The organism is Flavobacterium sp. FlaQc-30, from assembly GCF_044005885.1.
Classification (GTDB): domain Bacteria; phylum Bacteroidota; class Bacteroidia; order Flavobacteriales; family Flavobacteriaceae; genus Flavobacterium.
This window is the reverse complement of record NZ_JBIPCO010000011.1, coordinates 92,460-114,244: the sequence shown is the minus strand read 5'-3', so window position 1 is coordinate 114,244 and position 21,785 is coordinate 92,460. Positions and strand designations below refer to the sequence as shown.

At 32.5% G+C, this 21,785-nt stretch carries 24 protein-coding genes; 14 read left to right on the top strand and 10 right to left on the bottom strand.

Annotated features, from left to right (window positions below; genetic code table 11):
- The first annotated feature begins 330 nt into the window (after positions 1–330).
- The 14 genes from ACHRV0_RS20825 (at position 331) to ACHRV0_RS20760 (ending at position 11,537) form a co-directional block, all read left to right on the top strand.
- A complete protein-coding gene (locus ACHRV0_RS20825) occupies positions 331–711 on the top strand; it encodes a DoxX family protein (protein WP_395442351.1) in 381 nt (126 codons plus the stop codon).
- A 9-nt stretch (positions 712–720) separates the two neighbouring features.
- Positions 721–933, top strand: coding sequence for a hypothetical protein (locus ACHRV0_RS20820; protein ID WP_241686512.1), 213 nt, complete (start codon positions 721–723; stop codon positions 931–933).
- 78 nt (positions 934–1,011) lie between these two features.
- Positions 1,012–1,383, top strand: a complete 372-nt coding sequence (locus tag ACHRV0_RS20815; protein WP_395442350.1) for a VOC family protein — start codon at positions 1,012–1,014, stop codon at positions 1,381–1,383.
- Between the two features lie 22 nt (positions 1,384–1,405).
- Positions 1,406–1,645: a DinB family protein gene (locus tag ACHRV0_RS20810; RefSeq protein ID WP_395442348.1), complete on the top strand. Its 240-nt coding sequence runs from the start codon at positions 1,406–1,408 to the stop codon at positions 1,643–1,645.
- Positions 1,646–1,659: 14 nt separating this feature from the next.
- Positions 1,660–1,830 carry a hypothetical protein gene (locus ACHRV0_RS20805; RefSeq protein WP_395442346.1) on the top strand — a complete coding sequence of 57 codons (171 nt, stop codon included), beginning with the start codon at positions 1,660–1,662 and terminating at the stop codon, positions 1,828–1,830.
- 103 nt (positions 1,831–1,933) lie between these two features.
- Positions 1,934–2,398: a DUF1440 domain-containing protein gene (locus ACHRV0_RS20800; RefSeq protein WP_395442344.1), complete on the top strand. Its 465-nt coding sequence runs from the start codon at positions 1,934–1,936 to the stop codon at positions 2,396–2,398.
- A 615-nt stretch (positions 2,399–3,013) separates the two neighbouring features.
- The gene (locus tag ACHRV0_RS20795) at positions 3,014–5,284 is read left to right on the top strand and encodes a glycosyltransferase (RefSeq protein WP_395442343.1); all 2,271 of its coding nucleotides are present in this window, start codon (positions 3,014–3,016) and stop codon (positions 5,282–5,284) included.
- 245 nt (positions 5,285–5,529) lie between these two features.
- On the top strand, positions 5,530–6,288 hold the full coding sequence (locus ACHRV0_RS20790) for an MlaE family ABC transporter permease (protein WP_395442342.1): 759 nt from the start codon (positions 5,530–5,532) through the stop codon (positions 6,286–6,288).
- Between the two features lies 1 nt (position 6,289).
- Positions 6,290–7,069: an ABC transporter ATP-binding protein gene (locus ACHRV0_RS20785; RefSeq protein WP_395442340.1), complete on the top strand. Its 780-nt coding sequence runs from the start codon at positions 6,290–6,292 to the stop codon at positions 7,067–7,069.
- A gap of 16 nt (positions 7,070–7,085) precedes the next feature.
- Complete coding sequence (locus ACHRV0_RS20780; protein WP_395442339.1) at positions 7,086–7,853, top strand: MlaD family protein; 768 nt, start codon at positions 7,086–7,088, stop codon at positions 7,851–7,853.
- Between the two features lie 39 nt (positions 7,854–7,892).
- On the top strand, positions 7,893–9,092 hold the full coding sequence (locus ACHRV0_RS20775; RefSeq protein WP_395442337.1) for an NAD(P)/FAD-dependent oxidoreductase: 1,200 nt from the start codon (positions 7,893–7,895) through the stop codon (positions 9,090–9,092).
- A gap of 68 nt (positions 9,093–9,160) precedes the next feature.
- A complete protein-coding gene (locus ACHRV0_RS20770; RefSeq protein ID WP_395442335.1) occupies positions 9,161–9,643 on the top strand; it encodes a DNA-deoxyinosine glycosylase in 483 nt (160 codons plus the stop codon).
- Positions 9,644–9,912: 269 nt separating this feature from the next.
- Complete coding sequence (locus tag ACHRV0_RS20765; protein WP_395442334.1) at positions 9,913–10,347, top strand: DUF6526 family protein; 435 nt, start codon at positions 9,913–9,915, stop codon at positions 10,345–10,347.
- A gap of 278 nt (positions 10,348–10,625) precedes the next feature.
- Positions 10,626–11,537: a hypothetical protein gene (locus ACHRV0_RS20760; protein WP_395442332.1), complete on the top strand. Its 912-nt coding sequence runs from the start codon at positions 10,626–10,628 to the stop codon at positions 11,535–11,537.
- 254 nt (positions 11,538–11,791) lie between these two features.
- Here the strand turns inward: ACHRV0_RS20760 and ACHRV0_RS20755 are convergent, their stop codons facing one another.
- The 10 genes from ACHRV0_RS20755 to ACHRV0_RS20710 all read right to left on the bottom strand — a co-directional run bounded on the left by ACHRV0_RS20755 (position 11,792) and on the right by ACHRV0_RS20710 (position 21,767).
- Complete coding sequence (locus tag ACHRV0_RS20755) at positions 11,792–13,015, bottom strand: sterol desaturase family protein (RefSeq protein WP_395442330.1); 1,224 nt, start codon at positions 13,013–13,015, stop codon at positions 11,792–11,794.
- A gap of 111 nt (positions 13,016–13,126) precedes the next feature.
- The gene (locus ACHRV0_RS20750) at positions 13,127–14,413 is read right to left on the bottom strand and encodes a Glu/Leu/Phe/Val dehydrogenase (RefSeq protein WP_395442328.1); all 1,287 of its coding nucleotides are present in this window, start codon (positions 14,411–14,413) and stop codon (positions 13,127–13,129) included.
- Positions 14,414–14,860: 447 nt separating this feature from the next.
- Positions 14,861–15,712: an EamA family transporter gene (locus tag ACHRV0_RS20745; RefSeq protein ID WP_395442326.1), complete on the bottom strand. Its 852-nt coding sequence runs from the start codon at positions 15,710–15,712 to the stop codon at positions 14,861–14,863.
- A 47-nt stretch (positions 15,713–15,759) separates the two neighbouring features.
- Positions 15,760–16,140, bottom strand: a complete 381-nt coding sequence (locus ACHRV0_RS20740) for a hypothetical protein (RefSeq protein WP_395442324.1) — start codon at positions 16,138–16,140, stop codon at positions 15,760–15,762.
- Positions 16,141–16,172: 32 nt separating this feature from the next.
- A complete protein-coding gene (locus ACHRV0_RS20735; RefSeq protein WP_395442323.1) occupies positions 16,173–17,492 on the bottom strand; it encodes a serine hydrolase in 1,320 nt (439 codons plus the stop codon).
- 5 nt (positions 17,493–17,497) lie between these two features.
- The gene (locus ACHRV0_RS20730; RefSeq protein ID WP_129023652.1) at positions 17,498–17,935 is read right to left on the bottom strand and encodes a MarR family winged helix-turn-helix transcriptional regulator; all 438 of its coding nucleotides are present in this window, start codon (positions 17,933–17,935) and stop codon (positions 17,498–17,500) included.
- Between the two features lie 282 nt (positions 17,936–18,217).
- Entirely contained in the window at positions 18,218–19,681 is a 1,464-nt protein-coding gene (locus ACHRV0_RS20725) for an AAA family ATPase (RefSeq protein ID WP_395442321.1), read from the bottom strand.
- 257 nt (positions 19,682–19,938) lie between these two features.
- Positions 19,939–21,057, bottom strand: coding sequence for a VWA domain-containing protein (locus tag ACHRV0_RS20720; RefSeq protein WP_395442320.1), 1,119 nt, complete (start codon positions 21,055–21,057; stop codon positions 19,939–19,941).
- A gap of 106 nt (positions 21,058–21,163) precedes the next feature.
- Positions 21,164–21,544, bottom strand: coding sequence for a YchJ family protein (locus ACHRV0_RS20715; protein WP_395442319.1), 381 nt, complete (start codon positions 21,542–21,544; stop codon positions 21,164–21,166).
- On the bottom strand, positions 21,534–21,767 hold the full coding sequence (locus ACHRV0_RS20710; protein ID WP_395442317.1) for a hypothetical protein: 234 nt from the start codon (positions 21,765–21,767) through the stop codon (positions 21,534–21,536). The genes ACHRV0_RS20715 and ACHRV0_RS20710 overlap by 11 nt, the downstream gene beginning before the upstream one ends.
- Positions 21,768–21,785: the final 18 nt, after the last annotated feature.

Genomic DNA, 21,785 nt, shown 5'->3' with positions numbered 1-21,785 from the left:
AGGTTTTCTAATACTAATTCTTTTGTAGTATGTGTCATGCTGAGCATAATGAAGCAGTCAACACAATCTTGTCATCCCGAGGAACGAGGGATCTTCATTAGGAGCTCCATAAAGATTGTCGATTCTGATTGCGGAGTTTCTTGTGGAGATCCCTCGTTCCTCGGGATGATAAACTGTATGGTAAAGCCAAGCAACAACTAACAACTTAACAACTAACTAACGAAACTTGTCGTAAATGCCCCTAAAATAGTCGTAAATGTGTATTTTATCAGAAATATAAGATCATTACATTTGTAATACATTAACTAATAACTATTTAAAAAATACCACATGAAAAAAGCAAAAATTATTTTTTGGGTTACGACAATTATTATTTTTCTATTCGAAGGCGTTATGCCGGCATTAACTTCTCAGACTGAACTGGCTAAAGAAGGAATCAGACATTTAGGTTATCCAGAGTATTTTGGAAGTGCATTAGTGATTTTCAAAATTTTGGGTGTTTTGGCTTTAGTGATTCCGTCAGTTCCTAAAAATGTAAAAGAATGGGCTTATGCCGGATTTGGTTTCGATTTTATATTCGCTTCAATCAGCCATTTTGCGGTTGATGGAATTGGCTTTCAAGGTTTCTTTCCATTAATCTTTTTAGTGATTTTAGCTGTTTCTTATATCTATTATCACAAAATTGAGCATTATAAAAATATCGCTTTATAAAATCTGCAAATGATGATAGAAGTTTTCAAAACAAATGTTCAAGAAGTTGAGCAATCAGTAATGATTGTGGGAAAGCTTCTTGAGCATTTTCCTAACAGCGCTATCAATTTTGATCTTGAAGATTGCGATAAAATTCTGCGAATTAACGATTCTAAAATTTTAAACCACAAAATAATAGAGCTCGTAAATTCATTTGGTTTTCATTGCGAAGTGCTCCTTTAAAACCATAATCAACTGAATTACAAAATAATACAATAAAAATTTGTAATTTTAAAATCCAAAATTTTAAAATACCGCAAAATGAATATTCCGGCAGAACATCAAACCATAATGCCCTATTTAATTTTACCGGGCGCATCAAAATTTATTGATTTTACAAAAACCGTTTTTGGCGCTTCAGAGACGCATACTAAAGCACTACGCGAAGACGGAACCATTATGCATGCCGAAATTACCTTAAACGGAAGTACCATAATGATTACCGATGAAGTTGCTGACTGGCCCAAACAAACTGCAAATTTGTTTGTTTATGTTCCTAATGCTGATGAAACTTATAAAAAGGCTTTAGAAAATGGTGCCGCTTCATTAATGGGTTTAAGTAATCAGGATTATGGGAGAACGTGCGGTGTAACAGATCCGTTCGGGAATACTTGGTGGATAACATCAGTATAATAATCACTTAAAGATTAAAAATATGAAAGCAGCAGTTAAACAAAATATAGTACAAACTTTTCATGATCTAAACGAAATATTTTCGTCATTCTCTGAAAACGAGATAAATATAACTCCATACGAAGGGAGTTGGACAGCAGGACAAACCGTACAGCATATTGTATTGGCTGGCTCTGGTTATCCTGAACTTTTTGCGGGAAAAACGGAGAAAACAACTCGAAATCCCGAAGAAAAAGTAAAGGATCTTGAAGCTCTTTTTTAAACTTCGACATAAAAATGGATGCTCCTATATTTTTACAGCCCGAAAAAAAAGAATACAATAAAAAAGCGCTGACTGAAAAACTTCATAAAATTGAATTCGATTTATTAGATTCAGCTGAAAAATATGATTTAACTTTAACTTGTCTTGATTTTCAAGTTCCAGGTTTTGACAAATTCACGATTTAATAGTGGATTAATTTTGTACTCGTTCATACAAAGCGTCACACAAATCAATTAAACAAAATTTTAAAATCAATAAAGAAAATTTAACTCATATAAAATTTATGCTATGAAATCACAATCAAGAACTGTTTTATCTTCGGGCTTATTGGCAGGAACTTTAGATATTCTGGCTGCAATTTTAATTTATGCTGTAGTACTGCACAAAACAACGGCTGTAAAAATTCTACAATCAATTGCCAGTGGTATTTTTAAACAGGAAGCTTATGTTGGCGGATCTCAAATGGCATTATACGGCTTACTTCTTCATTATTTTATTGCCTTTTCTTTTGCCTTCTTTTTCTTTAAAATCTATCCTTATTTTCCTTTTCTACAAAAAAACTTCGTGGTTTCTGGTATTTTGTATGGCATATTCGTTTGGATTGTGATGAATCTTATTGTGCTTCCAATTACATTTCCTAAACTTCCATCAAAACAGTTTGACTTTCCTTTATTGCTTTCCATATTAATTTTGATATTTTGTATTGGTATTCCGATAGCATTTATAACGAAAAAGCACTACACCTATCGCTAGTTTTTCTATTCTAAAATTAAAAACTAGAAAACTGACTATCAAAAACTTACATTCAAAAAAGAATTATCAAAATTTTAGCTTTTCATTTCAAAAAAGAATCATACTTTTATTAAAACTAAAATAAAATGTTCTGTTGATTCAAAAAAAACAACAAGAAACTTCTATTTGATACACAATTTACTTTCACCAGTTCAATTGTATTCTGTAAAGAAAAATATAGACTTGATTAATAATTTTATATAGATTGTTTGAAGAACACTCAAACCTCTAATTAGCTTAAAACTAATCTCTAATTATTAAACTGTTCGTCTTTTTTCTTTATTACCATTTCTGTTGACTAACGCTTGATTCATCAAACGCCAACAAAAACAAAAACTAAGTCTAATAAGCCTGCATTGCATTATTTGAGCAAAATGCTCTTTCGGAATTAATTTCGAAACTAAACACCAATTACTAAACCTCTAGATTGCTGCGTTGAAAATACGTAGCCAGACTATGTTATTTTCTGGATTAGGAGAATTGTTTTTGACAACTCCTAAAATATTGCCGCTACTAAAATTACAATGGATTCATTAATCCTAACTGACTTATTAATTGAATTTAAACAGAACTCCCATGAAGACGATATCAAATAAATCAAAAATAGTTTTTCTCTCGACTTTTCCTCCCACGCAATGCGGAATCGCTACTTATACTCAAGATACCATTAAAGGCATTACTGATGTTTTTGGCAAATCGATTACCTGCGAAATTTGCGAATTGGTCGATAAACCCAAGACAAACTCAACACAGGCTTTTACCTTAAACACAAAAAATAGAGATGATTATGCTAAAGCTGCCAGTGAAATCAATAAAGATGAAAAAATAAAACTAGTTCATATTCAACATGAATTTGGTTTATTCGGCGGTCAATACGGAGACCATTTATTAGATTTTTTAAATACAATAAAAAAACCCGTAACCTTTACTTTCCATAGTGTTATTCCAAATCCGAATAACGAATTAAGAACTTTTGTAAAATTACTTTTAAGCTACAGTAAGTCCGTTTTTGTAATGACAAATCAGTCTAAAGAAATTCTGATTAGAGAATATGATATTTCCGAAGACATGATAACAACTGTACCGCACGGCACTCATATTGTAATTTATGAAACTCCTTATCAAGCTAAAGCAAAATATGATATTCAAGACAGATTAGTATTATCTACTTTTGGATTACTTGGCGAAGGAAAAAATATTGAAACTGGTTTACAGGCTTTGGCAAAAATCATTAAAAAAGAGCCAAATGTACTTTACCTTATAATTGGAAAAACGCATCCAAATTTAATAAAAGATGGTGTTGATGCATACCGAAATAAACTTGAAGCACTTGTTGAAGATTTGAATTTAAAAGATAATGTTCGTTTTATCAATAAGTATTTAGATACTGATGAGCTTTTAGATTATTTAAAAGCTACTGATATTTATTTGTTCACTTCAAAAGATCCAAACCAAGCAGTAAGTGGCACTTTTTCATACGCAATGAGCTGTGCCTGCCCAATGGTAGCTTCAAAAATTCCGCATACAAAAGAAGTTTTAACTTCAGATTGCGGTATTTTAGTCGATATTGGTAATGTAGATCAGTTTGCAGAATCGACGCTTAAATTAATTTCGGATGAAAATCTAAGACACGAAATGGGAGTTAATGCTTTTAGAAAAACAAGAGCTTCTTCTTGGGAAAACACTGCAATAATTCACATTAACACGTATAAAAAACTGATTAAAAATCCAGCCGAAATTAAGTACAGCTATCCTAAAATACAATTACGTCACATTAAAAGATTAACAACAGATCTTGGTATCATTCAGTTCAGCAAAATTTCTATTCCAGATCTAGAATCTGGTTATACTTTAGATGATAATGCTCGCGCATTGATTGCCTTTTGCATGCATTATAAACTAACGCAGGATAAAGACGATCTTCCGTACATTTTAATTTATTTGGATTTCATAGAAAGATGTCAAAAACCAAAAGGAAATTTCATTAATTATGTCGATCAGGATTACCGCGAGCATATCGAGCAAAATGCCGAAGTTAATTTAGAAGATTCAAATGCAAGAGCTATTTGGGCTTTAGGAACAGTAATTTCTATTGCTGCTATTCTTCCAGAAGCAATTTCAAGAAAGGCATCAAAATGCTTATTGAATTCTTTAAAATGGGCCGAAACTATTCAGTCGCCGCGCTCAATTGGTTTTGCTACAAAAGGTTTGTATTTATATTATGCCGCAACTCCAAATTTATATATGGCAGCGATTATCAATAAATTGAATGCAAAACTACTTGCTAATTATGAAAGCACAGCCACCGAAGATTGGCAGTGGTTTGAGAATTACTTAACTTATGCAAATGGTATTCTGCCAGAATCGATGCTGTATGCTTATTTAATTACTAATAAACCTGTTTACAAAAAAGCGGCTTTAGATTCATTAGACTTTTTAATTTCGAAAACATTTATAGAGGGCAGTTTCAAACCAATCTCAAATCAAAACTGGTATCAAAAAGACACAAAACCAGAACAATTTGGAGAACAGCCTATTGATGTTTCGTACACCATTCAAACTTTAAATGCATTTTACAATACGTTTAAAACTCCCGAATATAAACATAAAATGAAAACTGCTTTTAACTGGTTTTTAGGTAAAAATCATTTAAATCAAATTATGTATAATCCCGTAAGCGGCGGAGGTTATGACGGACTCGAAAAAGAAAATGTAAACTTAAATCAAGGTGCCGAATCTACGATATGCTATTTAACAGCAAGATTATTAATGGAAAATTTTGCACAATCGCAATCTAAAGTAATTCCGCTGCTAAAATCTCGAACTGGATTTGCCATAAACTCTTAGAAACACTGACCAAATTTCAATTAAACCCTTAAAATCCCTTTCTTAATGAAAGGGATTTTTTGTTATATCACATTCAACCAGATTTTAGTTTAATCTACTCACAATGAAAATTATATAAACTTCCAGAAGAGTTGTGTAAATAATTTTAACAACTATCAGGGTAACTTTCGTAAATAATTAGAAAAGGAGAAAAAACTGTTAAAATATTGATTTCAAATACCAAAGCAACTTTAAAATAAAACATTTTGATTCTGAGCTTAAAAAATACATTTACAGAAATTGGAGAGGCAGCTTTGTTTGCAAAGAAGTTTTTTAAAGAGGTTTTAATTCCTCCTTATGAGACAAAAGAGTTCTTGAAACAATGTTATGTTATTGGCTATAAATCATTGCCTTTGGTAGCGATTACAGGTTTTATTATGGGTTTAGTACTCACTTTGCAATCTCGTCCTACGTTAGTAAAATTTGGAGCCGAAAGCTGGCTTCCAGGAATGGTCGCACTTTCCTTAATTAGAGAAATTGCACCTGTTATTACTGCTTTGATTTGCGCAGGAAAAATTTCGTCTGGAATTGGCGCTGAATTAGGTTCTATGAAAGTTACAGAACAAATTGACGCTATGGAAGTTTCGGCAATAAATCCGTACAACTATTTGGTCGTAACTAGAATTCTAGCTTGTACTTTAATGGTGCCTGTATTAGTATTTTTTGCTGATGCTGTTGGAATAATTGGCGGTTATGTTGGAATAAACATTCATGGCGATGTCAATTTTTATAGATACTTAACACAGATTATACAGTCTCTTGAATTTTTAGATCTGATTCCTGCCACAATTAAAACTTTCTTCTTTGGTTTTTTTATTGGAATGATTGGATGTTTTAAAGGATTTAATGCCGCAAATGGAACCGAAAGCGTGGGAAAAGCTGCAAACTCTGCAGTTGTAACAGCCTCGTTAACCATATTTATTATCGATATGCTCGCAGTACAGATAACTGATTTATTTTTTTAAGATGATTAAAGAAAAAGAAAATATAGAACCACGATCAAAAACTAAAAAGCAAGATGTAATAATCGCTATAAAGGATTTACATAAAACTTTTGGCGAAGATAACGAAGTCTTAAAAGGCATCAATCTGAACTTACATAAAGGTGAAGATTTGGTGATTTTAGGGCGTTCTGGTTCAGGAAAATCGGTAACTATAAAATGTATCGTTGGATTGATCGCTCCGGACAAAGGCGAAATAACTGTTTTTGATGAAAATATACTGGAACTCAAAAAAAATGACCTTAACAAAATAAGAGCGCGAATTGGTTTTCTCTTTCAAAGCGGTGCATTGTATGATTCAATGTCGGTGCGGGAAAATCTCGTTTTTACGTTGAGCAAACATAGAAGAGATTTATCTTCAGAAGAGATTGAAAATGAAGTTATGGAAGCTCTGGAAAATGTAGGCTTAAGTGATGCTGTAGATAAAATGCCATCTGAACTTTCTGGCGGAATGAGAAAAAGAATTGGTTTAGCTAGAACATTGATTTTAAAACCTGAAATCATATTGTACGACGAACCTACAACTGGATTAGATACAATTACTTCGAGAGAAATCAGCGAACTGATTCTTGAAATTAAAAAGAAACAAAAAACATCGGCTATAATAATTACGCACGATATGGCTTGTGCAAAAATGACGGCAGATCGAATTATAGTGCTGAAAGATGGAGTAATTCATGCCGAAGGAACCTATGACGAATTAGAAAAAGACGAAGACAAATGGGTTCGTTCGTTTTTTAAATAAAAAAACTTTAGAAATCATGGAGAAACAATCTGGATATACTTGGAAATTAGGAATGTTTGTAACAATTGGTTTGTTACTTTTTATAACCGCAATCTATTTTATTGGAAAACAAAAAAACCTATTTGGTTCAACATTTCACCTTACCTCAAAGTTTAAAACGGTCAGCGGTTTAGAAGTTGGAAACAACGTACGCTTTTCGGGTATTAACATTGGTACTGTTGAAGAAATCAGACTAATTAATGATTCCTCAGTTGTAGTGTCAATGGTTATAAAAGATGAAGTACGAGAATTTATAAAAACAGATGCTCGTGCCGGTATTGGTTCTGATGGATTAATGGGCGACAAAGTGCTGACTATTTCTCCCGGCACCAAATCACAAAAAATTATTGAAGACAATGGTGCAATAGCTTCTATTGACGGTATCGAAATGAACGACATTATGAAAAGTGTTAAAAAAAGTGTTGATAATGTAGGCGTTATTTCTGAAGAGCTAGCCATTTTTAGTCACAGCATGAATAATGGAAATGGAGCTTTGGCAAGATTAGTACGTGACGATAAAATGGCAAACAGTGTTTCGAATACGCTCTCTAATCTAGAAACGGGAACAAAAGGTTTTAGTGACAATATGGAGGCGGCAAAAAGCAATTTCTTGTTTAGAGGTTACTTCAAGAAAAAAGAGAAGGAAAAGGAGAAAAAGAAAGAAGAAAAACAAGAGAAAGCAGCGAAAACTAAAGAAGAAAAACAGGAAAAACAAAAAGAAGAAAATGCTAAGAAAGAGTCTTAAAAAAACTCGATTCAAACTGTAAAACAATAAATCTAAAAAATGAAATTACGCTCTACAGAAACTTTCTGGCCTTTAAAAAATGCCATGAATATTAGTTATCCTTCTATCAATTCTGATATCAACACTGAGATTCTTATTATTGGAAGCGGAATAACTGGAGCTTTAATGGCATATAAATTAATTTCTGAGGGAAAAAAAATAGTCCTTGCAGATCGTCGTGATGTTTGCAACGGAAGTACGGCTGCAAGTACCGCTTTACTTCAATATGAAGTTGATGTGCCTTTGCATGAATTAATAAAACTTAGAGGCGAAAAATGTGCTGTAGACAGTTACAACAATGGAAAAAAAGCGATTTTTGATCTTCGAACAATAATTGATACTATTAAAAGTGACTGTGGTTTTGAGTTTAAAAAGAGTATTTATTTTACCTCATTCAAAAAAGATATTCCGTTTTTAAAAAACGAATTTAAAGTTCGCAAGCAATTTGGTTTTGATGTGAGCTGGCTCAACAAGCAGGATCTAGAAAAAATAGGACTAAATGCTCTTGCTGCATTAGAATCGAAAACGGCTGCAGTTATTGATCCTTTTAAATTAGCTGGTGACTTACTTTATTACTGTGAGCAGAATGGCATGCAGATTTTTGATCGAACCAATATCGTCAGTATTAGTAATCAAAAAGGAAGATGTATTGCTCAAACAGAAAATAAATATACTATTACAGCAGATCACGTTATTCATTGTACAGGTTACGAAAGTACCGAAACTTTAAATGAGAAAATAGTCGACTTAAAAAGTACTTATGCGATTGCGTCTGAATCTATCGAGGAGATTCCGCTTTGCTTAAAAAATGCCATACTGTGGGATACAGCAAATCCGTACTTTTATTATCGCGCTACTTCAGACAACCGAATTATTATGGGCGGAGGCGACGAAGAATTTAAAGATCCTAAAAGAAGAGATAATCTACTTTCTAAAAAAGAGCTGTTTTTGCTAAAACAATTTCAAAAAAGGTTCCCGAATTCTGACTTTAAATTAGATTATTCCTGGGCAGGAACTTTTGGAGAAACCAAAGATGGCCTGCCGTATTTTGGGAAACCAAATTCGAAAAAAAACGAGCATTATATTTTAGGTTTCGGAGGAAATGGAATTACTTTCAGCGTGATGGGAATGAATTCTATTTTAGACTCAATCAATAACAAAAAAAATACTGATTTAGAGTATTATCGATTTGGACGTTGAGGAAGGTTCTTAGCTTTTTTTTCTTAGAATCTTAGCTCCTTAGAACCTTATTTTATTAATTTTATAAAATGAAAAGCTTTTCCTTCGCTCCCATCAGCTCAGTGAATTCGACGATACTAATTTTAGGTACAATGCCTGGAACAAAATCTTTAGAACTCAATCAGTACTACGGACATAATCAAAATAATTTCTGGAAATTTTTGTTTACCATTTTCAATGAAGATTTCAGCAATGATTACGAAATAAAAAAGGCTTTTTTACTTCAGAATAAAATCGCTTTGTGGGATGTATTGCAGTATTGCGACCGAGTTGGAAGTCTAGACAGCGCTATAAATAATGAAATCGCGAATGATTTTGAAACCTTTCTAAAACAACATCCTAATATAAAAACCATACTGTTTAACGGTCAAAAAGCGGCACAGTTTTTCAAGAAATATGTTACGCTTCACAATACTTATCAACTTATAACACTGCCCTCAACAAGTCCTGCAAATGCAAGTAAATCAATGCAGTCAAAGCTTGAAGAATGGAAGATCATAGCCACTTTATAATTTTTCATATTGAAATCATATAACATTTGAAACTCAAGATATAACAAACAATGGCTGCATATAACCTAATTTTACTATTATAAATCAAAGTCAATATATTGACAATTTGACACTTAATAAGACTTATAAATATATTACTAAGTAAAACTGTAAAAAGTTTTTACGATAAAGGAAACATTGGTTATGTTAGTTTATTTTTGAGAAAAAAAGCTATTCTATTCTTTTAGAGTAGCTTTATTTTTTTTACTTTCATATAAACATTCTACATTATGAAAATTCAAACCTACTACAATCATATACGATTTTATACCGCACATCATTTTGTATTTTATCCGCTTGCAGTTCTGTTTTTTCTAAGCAGTTTGTACTTTGCTTTTACCTCAGCAGATACGCTTATTTGGTCATTTATAAGTATTCTTTTTGGGCTCCCTATTTTTCTTGCTTATATGCTGCGCCAGCATTACGCACTTACTTTGCAAAACCGAATTATACGTTTAGAACTTCGCTATCGCTATTTTACACTCACTGGAAAAAGGTTTGAAGAAATCGAGCATAAGTTTACCGATGACCAAATATTTGCACTTCGTTTTGCTCCAAACGACGAAGTTCTCACTTTAATCGATGATGCTCTTAAAAATAACCTCTCGGGCGATTCTATCAAAAAGGCCATTGTACACTGGCGGGCAGATTATCATAGAGTTTAAGAGTAAAAACAGTTTCAAAATTTTGAAGTTATGGGCGTGCCCCCATATAAAAAAAGCCCCAATTTACCTTGCGTTCATTGGGGCTTTTTCTATATGACGTCGGGCTATTCGCGCTGCTTCGACAGGACTGCTGCTATCCCTCACGCTGACTGCTTTTAACAAAACTCTCAAATTATACTACTGATAATCAAATAATAAGCCCCTAAAATTAAAATGAATGATTTTTTTTGTTAACTTTAATTGTTAAAAATTCATCAATAAATTTAAAGATAAACCTCATGAAAAGATTATTTTATTTTTTGATAATTCCGTTCTCGTATCTTTCATCTAATGCACAAATTGTAGCAGATGCATCAACAAAAGACACTTTAACCACCGTACAAAACAACTTCGACGACCTGCAAGATTACGCTGACGATTTGCCTTGGCATGCAAGACGTTTTAAATTTACAGCTGGTGCGTTTTTCCCTGTAAACAATACACAAGTCGAAGTGGGAACTAATAATGGTAATTTTGGAAATATGATTGATTTTGAAAAGGATCTCGGTTTTAATAAAAGCAGTGAATCATTTACTGCGGCTTTTGAATGGCGCATTTCAAGAAGATCAAGACTAGGTTCTGAATATTTTTATTTGAATAGAAGATCAACAAAAGTCCTTCAAAAAGAGATAGAATTTGGTGATCATACCTATCCTGTAGATGCAAGAGTTTCCGCATTTCTAGACAATCAGATTATTAGAGTATATTACGGTTACGCTTTTATATCAAAACCAAAATATGAAATAGGTGCTTTAATAGGTGCGCATGTAATGTTAGTAGATGTAGGTCTGAGTTTGAACGGACAAACACAGCAGCTTTCCTATAATGATGATTTTGGAGTGACTGCGCCACTGCCAGATATTGGACTTTGGGGAGAATTTGTATTGGGCAAAAAAGTAGGTCTATATGCTAACTTTAATTACTTTGCTATAAAAATAAATGATATTGATGGCCGTATTTTGAGTTACAATCTTTCCGTATTGTATAACGTTTATAAAAATTTTAGCTTAACTGCTGGATATACAGGCTTAAATATTAGAATTGATGCTGAAAAAGAAAGACTAAACGGCTTCTTTAAATGGGGCTATAATGGTCCAACCATTGCTGCCACATACTCTTTTGGTAATCACGTTAAACTGTACAAACATTAGATTATTAAATTCCAAATTTTAGAATTAAAACAAAATAACAAACCCGATATCTTTTAGAAGGTATCGGGTTCATTGCTCAAATTCAATTCAAGATAGATGCAACTAAATTATTTATTGATTGGAATAAATACTAATGATCTAAAAATTAACTTAATTAAATAATGCCGCACAGGTTTTAAAAATATCAAGTCCGTTAATCTCGATAAAAAAACACATCACAGTTATAATGAATTCTCGTTGACTATTTGTTCTTTTTACTCAGCAGTTTCTAATTGTAAAATAATATTTTGATACAATTTACTAAGTGAAAACAATTGCTCTGCAAAAATCATAATTGCCAAGGGAACAAAGAAAAATATCGTTAGATTTTCTTCGTATAAGAAGTAAGTTGTTATCATTAAAATACGAACGTATTCCAGATAATAAATCCATTTTCGCTGTTCTAAAAGTGCACCGCAGTTAATTAATGTTATAAGTATTAACGCCAGAACAAAGCCTTTATCTAGTGCATTTAAACGATCAAAATAATAGGTAAAAACCGTTAGTAATAAAGTGCAGATTCCTAATTGAATATAAAGGTAATTCCGAAAACGAAGCCTTTGATTTGGATTGCTTTTATCTTGTAAAAAACGCTTTTCTAATGTTGGACGAATATCTTGATCCATATGTGCAGGACTTCCAAAAATAGCATTCCATTTTGCTTTAAAACCTTGTGAACGCTTCCATAATTCAAAAATTTCAAAGTAATAGTGAAAATGCTGCCACAGAAAACTATAACTTTTTAAAGGATGTGTTAAACCGTATTTTGGTTTTTCTTCTTCCTCTTGAAAAGTACCAAAAAGACGATCCCAAAACGTAAACATATCACCGTAATTTTTATCTAAATATTTCTCGTCAGAAGCATGATGAACCCCATGAACAGATGGCGTAACAAAAACATATTCGAGCCATTTAATTTTTCCTATAAGCTGTGTATGCGTAAAAAACGAATAAGCTCCGTGTACAATAAGCATTGTGATTACCATAGAGGGATGAAAACCAATAAAAGGCAGTAAACACCAAAATCCTGTTCTAACTATTGCCTGAAATGTTGTAATTCTAGCCGCCGCCGTAAAATTAAACTCTTCGCTATGATGATGTACAATATGTGCCGCCCAGAAAAAATTGACTTCATGACCTAATCTATGATACCAATACCAAACAAAATCTGTGGCGAGAATTAAGGCAATCCAAACTAATACACCACTCGGAATATCAAATATGCGGTACTCATCATAAATCAAATAATACAGTTGATAAAAACTGCCGGCAATAAACAAATTAATCAATCGCTCTGCAATACCAATGCTTATATTAGAAACAGAACTTTCATAATTAAAAATTTCAGGTCTTTTTTTTCGTTGTGCCAGCTTGTATTCTAGAAATAAAAAAAGAAAAAAAGCCGGCATTGCAAATGCTAGAAAATTAATGTTTTTCATTTTTAAAGATTATATGAATTGATATGAAATTAAAAAAGATATTTTCACCGATAAAAAACCTTCAATGGCTTTCTATCGATGAAAATAATCTTAGTATTGTTTAAAATAAAATTAGTTCTGTTTGAATTTTGGCGCGTCGGCTGCCACTTCTTTTACAGATTGTGTTTCGGCTACTTTTTTCAAAGCAATAATATAAGCCGCAATTCTAGGCGTTACATTATGCTTTGCTGCAATTCTAAACACCGTTTCAAATCCTTTTTCTAAAATATCTTCTAAACGTTTGTTTATTTGGTGAATTCTCCACGATTCTAACAAGGAATTTTGAAGCCACTCAAAATAAGAAACGGTTACACCGCCGGCATTTGCCAAAATATCTGGAACTACCAAAACATTATTTTCATGCAAAATCTTATCAGCATCTGAAGAAACTGGTCCGTTTGCGGCTTCAATTATAATTTTTGCACGAATGTCATGTGCGTTTTTCTGAGTGATTACATCTTCTTTGGCAGCAGGAATCAATACATCAACATCTAAAAGCAGTAAATCCTCATGTTTAATGGCAACGGAATTTGGATAACCTTTTATTGTTTTATTATTTAAATTGTAATACAAAATAAGCTCTGGAATATTAATTCCCTGCGGATTATAAAATGCTTCTGAGACATCACTTACTGCAACAATTTTTAGTCCTTTTTCATATAAAAATAAAGCAGAATGTAATCCTACATTTCCAAAGCCTTGAATTGCAACTGTTGCCTTTGCTGGTCTAATTTTTAGTTTTTGAAGTGCCAGTAAACTAATAATGCTCACTCCTCTTCCGGTTGCTTCTACTCTGCCTAATGAACCTCCAGAATGCAGATGTTTTCCTGTTACAACGGCATGAATTGTTTTGCCGTGAACTAATGAAAATTCATCCATTAGCCAGCCCATTTCATCTGGACCTGTTCCCATATCTGGTGCTGGAACATCTTTTTGCGGGCCAAAAATATCCGATAATGCTTTTGTATAAGCTCTCGTAATACGTTCTAACTCTGTTTTAGAAAGCGTTCTTGGATCGCAAATAATGCCTCCTTTTGCTCCTCCAAAAGGAATTCCAGTTACAGCAGATTTCCAAGTCATCCAAGCGGCTAAAGCTTTTACTTCATCAAGATTTACCGCATTATCATAGCGAATACCACCTTTAGACGGTCCCAAAGCTGTGTTATGTATTACGCGGTAACCTTCAAAATTCTGCTCGGTTCCGTTGTCTAATGTTATCGAAAAATTTACTACAATTTGTTTTTCAGGACGCTGCAGCTTTTGCCTGATTGACTCCTCTAACTTTAGAATATCTGCAGCTATATTAAAACGATCAATCATAGATTGAAAGGGATTCTGTTTTATAATTTCTGTACTCATAATATTTACTTTTAATTTTTATGATTTACTTAATTTGGGTTTACTAAATTGTTTTTTTCTGAGTAAAATCAGCAGTTGATGCACGTACAACACGGAATTTTTGTCGAGCAATATGGCATCATAATATTGATATTTCTATTTGATCTCATTTTGTTTGCTTTTTACTAATTCTAAAAAAAGCCTTTCATGGTGCATGAAAGGCTAAAAAAAAAAATAACTAACAAGTACTTTCTATTAACGCCATTTCATTGCATTGTTCATCATGCAGCACATCGTCAAGCTGCACATAAACGGAATGATATTTAGACTAGAGTTTTTCATTGTTAATGCAAATCTATAAAATATATTTTATAAATTCTATAGAATTAGTAGAGTTTATTTTAAAAAACTTTTAATTCGGCTCAAAACCAACTGAAAACTAAAGATTTAAAAGGATAAAAAAATGTACTAAAATTGTGATCTAACAATGAAAACAATAGAAATTAACGCTAAAAGAAGCCCAATTATATTAATCTTAGATAGTTTTTCTTTGAAGAAGAAAAGCCCAACAAGACTTCCTAATACAATTACGCCCATATTCATTCCTGCAAAAACCGTTGATGGATTTTCGGCAAATGCCTTATGTGCTTTTAAATAAAATAGAATATTTCCGAAGTTAAAAATCCCTACTAAAGCTCCGAAAAGGACATTTTTAGCATTGAACCCATTCTTTTTAAAAATAACGTCGTAAAGCACTATTAACAAAGAGACTGCTAAAGCAATACTAAAAACAATGAATAGTGATGTTGTATAAGGCAAAGTGGTATAAAGCGCTATTTGTTTAAAAAGTATATCAATTACTCCAAAACCAATAAAAACAGCGACAGGAAAAATCCACTTGTTCTGCTCGTTTTGCATCTGCTTTCTTAAAATGAACAAAAGCGCAATGAACCCAATAATAAGACCAATTACTTTATAAGAATTAAACTCTTCTTTAAAAATTAACCATGCTGCAAGTATGGGAATAAATAATGACAATCGTTGTGCAGCATCAGTTTTTACAATTCCCATATGTTTTATTGAAAATATCAGAAAAAGAAAAACAATAGGCAGCAAAATACCAATTGCCGCATAAATATTCCACGGAGCATCTTTATGAACTATAGTAAGATCTGGACTAAAAGTAAAATAACAAAGTACTAATGCTGCTATATAATTGAACGCAATAATTTGAATGGGATTAGCATTGTATTTACGGGTAATTTTAAAGATTACACCAACAGTAACACTGCAAAGTATACTTAGAATTAAAAACAGCATAGAATTAAATTTTGAATGCAAAAATAGTACTTATCTATCCTGCATCTTTATTCATCTCCGTAATATTTCGCAAAATGATGATTAAATTCAGTTTGCATCATTTCTGAAGTAATTCCATAAAAGTCAATCTCAAAATCATCCGGTTCCATTCCTGCTATCGCACCACCCCACCCCTTTAATTGGTCTCCATTTTCAAAAAAGATTTCTAATTGCGGAATTATTTGCGTCGAAATAAACTTTTCCTTTTGAAAATCTGAGTTTATCTGAACATTAAATTTTACACAATGATCTCTAAAAAACGCATAAGGAGAAAAGATTCCTTCCAACATAACTTTTCCATGAATTACTCCCATTGAGACATCTGCATGTTCAAATTTTGTATATCCTATAATTTCGTTATCCAGCTTTAAAATATATCTTTTCTCCATTTTATACTTTATCAGAGAATCAAAAATACAATTTATACTTTCTTACTTTTAACTTTTACCTCTTTTATTCCTGCCTTTTTAATTTCCAGCTGCGTAACTTTTCCTTTTTTGTCTTTTATAAATTCAACTGTAGTATTGCTATTATCTGAGCGAAAAAATTTGGTTTGAGATTCTGGCAGTAACTCAATATCTTGATCTATATAATACAGCTTATTATCTTTCTTTAAAATTTTAATATTTTCATACTCTCCCACGTACTGATCATAGATTTTTGCATCTACTGTGGTTTGAATGTGTTTGTACGGAAGTTCAACTTCTTTTCCAAAGCAGATTCCGGCAAGACCATATGCGATATAATAAGATTTTGACTGGTTATTAGATAAAACCGTAATTAATATATTATCATTTGTAAATTTATTGAATGATGTCATGGCTCCAAAAAAGCCGCCGTCATGCGCAATTAACTGATGATTTTGATTGTAGAATGGGTTAACCAAAAACCCAAAACCAAAATCTTGATCGTTGTATGAAGTAAACATTTTTTTCTTTGATTCTTTCGACAAAATAATCTCGCTGTCAAACAAGGCTTTATTCCACAAATACAAATCCTCAACAGTCGAATAAACACCATCGTGACCTATATTAAAATTCCAATTGATATAAGGATTTTTAACTAGTTTGTCATTTTCGAGATAATATGATTTAGCCATTTTATCTACTATTGCAGTATTGGTTGTAATACCTGAATTATACATTTTGGCTTTGTCAAACAATTGCTGTTTTAAAAAAGCCGCATAAGTCTGCCCTGATGCTTTCTCTATAATTCTTGCTAGTAAATAATATCCTATATTGCTGTAAGCTGTACTTGTGCCAGGTTCAAACAAAAATGGCTTTTTGATGATATACTGATAAACGGAATCTTTATCTAAATCTGTCTTTGATAAATACAGTTCATCAAAATCCATTTGCAAACCTGAATTATGAGCCAGCAGCATTTTTATCGTTATTTTTTCTCCTTTTGGAAAATCAGCAAAATATTGTTTTATAGGATCTTCTAATGAAAGTTTTTTGCTTTCCGCTAATTGCAAAATTGCTGCTGCCGTAAACTGTTTTGAAACGGATGCTAAACTAAACTTTGAATCTACTGTGTTTTTTACCTTCCATTCGTAATCAGCAAAACCATAGGCTTTTTTCAATAATATTGTATCATTTTTAGAAACTAAAACGGTACCGCTAAAATCATTAACAGCAAATTGCGCATCCACATACTTTTCTAGTTTGCTGCTCAATTCGTTTTGCGAATACCCAATAGCAAATACCGACAACATTACTAAGATTAATTTTGATTTCATTCCAATCATTTTTTACAATTACTTATTATTTTATGCAGCGTTTGGTCCAATAATGTTATTTCTTTTACTGATAAACCATGCAAAGCTGTTTCTCTGTTGGATTGAATAACAGGTTCTATTAATTCGATGGTTTTCAAACCTTTTTCAGTAATTACCAGATTGAACTTTCTTCTATCTTCTGCGTGAATTGTTCGGGTTAGATAGTCGTTTTTTACCATTAATTCGATCATTCGTGTAATAGAAGCACTGTCTTTAAAAACAAGATTTGCCAATTCGTTTTGAGAAATACTCTCGTTTTGTTGAAGTATTATAAGTACCAAGCATTGATCGACTGTAATATCTTTTACCACTTTGGCAATGTTTTTTTGTGCCAGTTTTCGATATTCTTTAATTGCCTTTTCTATAGAATAAAGAGCTGTTCCTGTTGGATTTTCAATTTTCATAACTTACTTATTTGATACAAATATAATTGATATATCAATATAATATACAAAATAAAACCCGACAATTAAAAATAACTATCGGGTCAGATTGTAAAATCAGTATTTAATTTGCTGAATACAGTTAAACACATAGAAACATAGACTTTATTATACGTAAGAAAGGAATACAAAAAAGAAACACATTTCTTTAACATAGCAGCCTATGTGTCTTTTAAACAAGTGAAATGCCTTTTTCCAGAAATTAATCTATGTTTCTATGTGTTTAAAAAAAAACTTAATGGACTACAATTTACTAATATAACTTCCGTACATATCTTTAAATTGATGACCTTGCGCAAAACGATCTTTACTCAATTTTTTATATTCTACCAATGCCCACAAAACAAACTCTTTCATGAAATGCATATCTTGTTTGTTTAATTGAGGCTGATATTTTTTTAATAAAATATCTAATGGCGTAATTTCATCCAAAATACCTTTATATTCAGCATCTGAGGCATCGTCTAATAATTCGAAACCGCTTTCGGTAAAAAACCACTCGATCAAATCTGAATAAGGTGTTTTTTCGCCTGGTTTTTCTAATTTTTCAATTTTTGGAAAATACTCTGAAAACAATGTTCTAATTGCTGAACCAATCAAATACTGCGCAACGACAGCAGCTCCCTCCTGCTCTCCTTCATAAACTAATTCGACTTTTCCTGTAATCGACGGAATTACTCCCATAAAATCAGATAAACGCAAAATGGTTTTATCTGCTCCAGATTTTAAAGCACGGCGTTCTGCTGTACTAATTAAATTCTCAAAAGCCGTTATACTCATTCTGGCACTTACACCGCTTTTATTATCGATATATTCGCTTTCTCGAGCTTCAAAACTAATTTGTTCTAAAATGTCTCTAGCTAAACTTGGCACATAAACGATGTCGCTTTGATTTTCGTCTAGCTTTGCTTCTTGTTCTGTAATGGTTCTTGCAATAGCGACACTTTCAGGATAATGTGTTAAAATCTGCGAACCTATCCTATCTTTAAGAGGCGTTACAATACTTCCTCTGTTGGTATAATCTTCTGGATTTGCAGTAAATATAAACTGCATATCAAGCGGCATTCTCAATTTAAATCCGCGGATTTGAATATCGCCTTCTTGCAGAATATTAAACAAAGCAACCTGAATTCGGGCTTGCAGATCTGGAAGTTCATTAATTACAAAAATACAGCGATTTGCTCTTGGAATCATTCCGAAATGAATTACACGATCATCTGCGTAAGACAATTTTAAATTTGCCGCTTTTATTGGATCAACATCTCCAATTAAATCTGCAACGGTAACATCTGGCGTTGCTAATTTTTCAAAGAAACGATCATTTCTATGCATCCACGAAATTGGAGTTTCATCGCCTTTCTCAGTAATCAAATCTTTAGCAAAACGTGAAATCGGATTTAATGGATCATCATTGATTTCTGAACCCGAAACATACGGAATATATTCGTCTAATAATTCGACCATTTTACGCGCCAAGCGAGTTTTTGCCTGTCCGCGAAGTCCCAACAAATTAATATTATGTCGAGAAAGAATGGCACGTTCTAATTCTGGAATTACGGTATTTTCAAAGCCATGAACGCCTTCAAAAACGGGTTTTCCTGATTTAATCTTCTCTCGTAGATTATTTCTTAATTCATCCTTAATACTACTACTTTTATATCCTGAGGCTTTTAATTGACCTAATGTTTTTATAGTTGTTATTTCCATTTTATTGAAATATAAATTGTTATTTATTTTTAATGACAAATATTGCGTCATTACTGTGTGTAGACGCACTGCAGTGCGTTTCTACGATTACGTTGTCTTTAATTTTTCTCAAACCCAATTGAAGCGGCGCTTCGACTTCGCTCAGCCTGACAATTGTTGTGTTAGACGCACTGCGGTGCATCTCTACAATATAAACACAACGTATATTCAGGCGCAATGAAACCTCAGTATCTTAGCATCTTAGAACCTTAGCAACTTTATTTAATCCTTTTCTTCCTATTCGTTTCATAATCTTCAAAAATCATTTCCCCTAAACCTTTTAGTCCAGTATAAAATGCTTTTCCTTGATTGGCTTCGGTAAAATGATTTACAAATCGCTGTAAATAAGGGTCATTTGCAATCATAAAAGTGGTTATCGGAATATGTAATTTTCTGGCTTGCTGAGCTTGTGTATAACATTTATCGACAATATATTCATCAAGTCCGTTACTGTTCATATAATACGAACCGTCGCGCTCACGCACACAGCTTGGTTTCCCATCTGTAATCATAAAAATCTGCTTGTTGGTATTTCGTTTTCGACGCAAAATATCCATCGCCAATTGCAATCCGGCAACGGTATTGGTATGATAAGGTCCAACTTGCAAATACGGTAAATCTTTAATTGGAATTGTCCAAGCATCATTTCCAAAAACTAAAATATCAAGTGTGTCTTTGGGGTAACGTGTCGTTATTAATTCAGCCAAAGCCATTGCAACTTTCTTTGCTGGAGTAATTCGGTCTTCGCCGTACAAAATCATACTGTGACTGATATCAATCATCAAAACAGTACTCATTTGCGCTTTGTACTGTGCTTCCTCAACAACCAAATCATTTTCGGTAAGCATAAAACTTTCAACTCCATTATTGATTTGAGCGTTTCTAAGGCTTTCTGTCAATGAAATACGTTCTAAACTGTCGCCAAAATTAAACTCACGAAATTCTCCCGTGTGTTCATCACCGTTTCCTGCGTATTTCGTTTTATGATTTCCGTTTCCTGAACGTTTTAAATTTCCGAAAATCTGATCCAAAGCCTGCTGGCGAATTGCACGTTCTGTTTTAGCAGTGATACCAAAACCATTTGTACCATCTCCTTTTATTTCGTCTTTTATGTAACCTTTCTTTTTTAAATCTTCGATAAAATCATCGATAGTGTAGTTTTCATCGGTAAGCTTATATTCCTTATCCAATTCCCGAAGCCAATCTATAGCTTCATCAAAATCACCAGAAGTATGGGTAATTAACTCTTTGAAAATACCAAAAAGTTTCTCAAACGGAGACTGAAATGGAGCTTCGTATGACTTAAAATAAAAACCTTTTTTAAACTCGTTTTTCATAATTCTAAAATTAAGGTTTTTTAGAATTATGAAAAACGAAACGTTTATTAATTTTTAGTTAAAGTATTCAACCAAAACTCCCAACTAACAGTGTTAGACATAATAATTATTCAAACTTTCCTTCCAAATAATACCAAGCGCCATTTTCGAATTTAAAAGTTGAAAATTCATAATGTATGTCTGATTGGTTTTCAGAATTAAGAAAATAAACATTAAACACAACTGTCGTTTCTGTAAATTCATTAATAGATAACTGCAGCCATGTATTTTCTTTAGCCCATCTTAAAATTTCAGGTTTCGAATAATATTTTCTTTTCGAAATATAAGTTGTTTCCATTAAATAATCGGCATTATGAGTCGCGTATGCCGAATATCTGGAACGCATTAAAGCTAATGCTGAAGGCGCTTTTTGACTGCCACTCAAATATAATCCGCAGCATTCATCAAAAGGCAGTCCTGTATCACAGAAACATTTTTTATTCTCCATCAACTTGTTCTTCACCGTTAATTTTCACATGAAGCTGATTCAATAAAACTTGATATCTGCTGATTTCTCTAAGTTCTTCATCTTCTTCGGCATGATCTAACATTTCGTCTAATTCATCACTTACTTCAAGCAATTTATTATTAGCTTCTCTGTCGTTTTTTGCAGCAATCAAATCAATAATTTCTTGAACGTTTGCTTTTAGGGTTTCAAATTTTGAATTCATATCTTTTTATTTAAGTTT

What these genes read in the sequence shown, in the direction of transcription:
- ACHRV0_RS20825 (WP_395442351.1), top strand. Translation starts at nt 331, where the DNA reads ATGAAAAAAGCAAAAATTATTTTTTGGGTTACGACAATTATTATTTTT.
- ACHRV0_RS20820 (WP_241686512.1), top strand. Translation starts at nt 721, where the DNA reads ATGATGATAGAAGTTTTCAAAACAAATGTTCAAGAAGTTGAGCAATCA.
- ACHRV0_RS20815 (WP_395442350.1), top strand. Translation starts at nt 1,012, where the DNA reads ATGAATATTCCGGCAGAACATCAAACCATAATGCCCTATTTAATTTTA.
- ACHRV0_RS20810 (WP_395442348.1), top strand. Translation starts at nt 1,406, where the DNA reads ATGAAAGCAGCAGTTAAACAAAATATAGTACAAACTTTTCATGATCTA.
- ACHRV0_RS20805 (WP_395442346.1), top strand. Translation starts at nt 1,660, where the DNA reads ATGGATGCTCCTATATTTTTACAGCCCGAAAAAAAAGAATACAATAAA.
- ACHRV0_RS20800 (WP_395442344.1), top strand. Translation starts at nt 1,934, where the DNA reads ATGAAATCACAATCAAGAACTGTTTTATCTTCGGGCTTATTGGCAGGA.
- ACHRV0_RS20795 (WP_395442343.1), top strand. Translation starts at nt 3,014, where the DNA reads ATGAAGACGATATCAAATAAATCAAAAATAGTTTTTCTCTCGACTTTT.
- ACHRV0_RS20785 (WP_395442340.1), top strand. Translation starts at nt 6,290, where the DNA reads ATGATTAAAGAAAAAGAAAATATAGAACCACGATCAAAAACTAAAAAG.
- ACHRV0_RS20780 (WP_395442339.1), top strand. Translation starts at nt 7,086, where the DNA reads ATGGAGAAACAATCTGGATATACTTGGAAATTAGGAATGTTTGTAACA.
- ACHRV0_RS20775 (WP_395442337.1), top strand. Translation starts at nt 7,893, where the DNA reads ATGAAATTACGCTCTACAGAAACTTTCTGGCCTTTAAAAAATGCCATG.
- ACHRV0_RS20770 (WP_395442335.1), top strand. Translation starts at nt 9,161, where the DNA reads ATGAAAAGCTTTTCCTTCGCTCCCATCAGCTCAGTGAATTCGACGATA.
- ACHRV0_RS20765 (WP_395442334.1), top strand. Translation starts at nt 9,913, where the DNA reads ATGAAAATTCAAACCTACTACAATCATATACGATTTTATACCGCACAT.
- ACHRV0_RS20760 (WP_395442332.1), top strand. Translation starts at nt 10,626, where the DNA reads ATGAAAAGATTATTTTATTTTTTGATAATTCCGTTCTCGTATCTTTCA.
- ACHRV0_RS20755 (WP_395442330.1), bottom strand. Translation starts at nt 13,015, where the DNA reads ATGAAAAACATTAATTTTCTAGCATTTGCAATGCCGGCTTTTTTTCTT.
- ACHRV0_RS20750 (WP_395442328.1), bottom strand. Translation starts at nt 14,413, where the DNA reads ATGAGTACAGAAATTATAAAACAGAATCCCTTTCAATCTATGATTGAT.
- ACHRV0_RS20745 (WP_395442326.1), bottom strand. Translation starts at nt 15,712, where the DNA reads ATGCTGTTTTTAATTCTAAGTATACTTTGCAGTGTTACTGTTGGTGTA.
- ACHRV0_RS20740 (WP_395442324.1), bottom strand. Translation starts at nt 16,140, where the DNA reads ATGGAGAAAAGATATATTTTAAAGCTGGATAACGAAATTATAGGATAT.
- ACHRV0_RS20735 (WP_395442323.1), bottom strand. Translation starts at nt 17,492, where the DNA reads ATGAAATCAAAATTAATCTTAGTAATGTTGTCGGTATTTGCTATTGGG.
- ACHRV0_RS20730 (WP_129023652.1), bottom strand. Translation starts at nt 17,935, where the DNA reads ATGAAAATTGAAAATCCAACAGGAACAGCTCTTTATTCTATAGAAAAG.
- ACHRV0_RS20725 (WP_395442321.1), bottom strand. Translation starts at nt 19,681, where the DNA reads ATGGAAATAACAACTATAAAAACATTAGGTCAATTAAAAGCCTCAGGA.
- ACHRV0_RS20720 (WP_395442320.1), bottom strand. Translation starts at nt 21,057, where the DNA reads ATGAAAAACGAGTTTAAAAAAGGTTTTTATTTTAAGTCATACGAAGCT.
- ACHRV0_RS20715 (WP_395442319.1), bottom strand. Translation starts at nt 21,544, where the DNA reads ATGGAGAATAAAAAATGTTTCTGTGATACAGGACTGCCTTTTGATGAA.
- ACHRV0_RS20710 (WP_395442317.1), bottom strand. Translation starts at nt 21,767, where the DNA reads ATGAATTCAAAATTTGAAACCCTAAAAGCAAACGTTCAAGAAATTATT.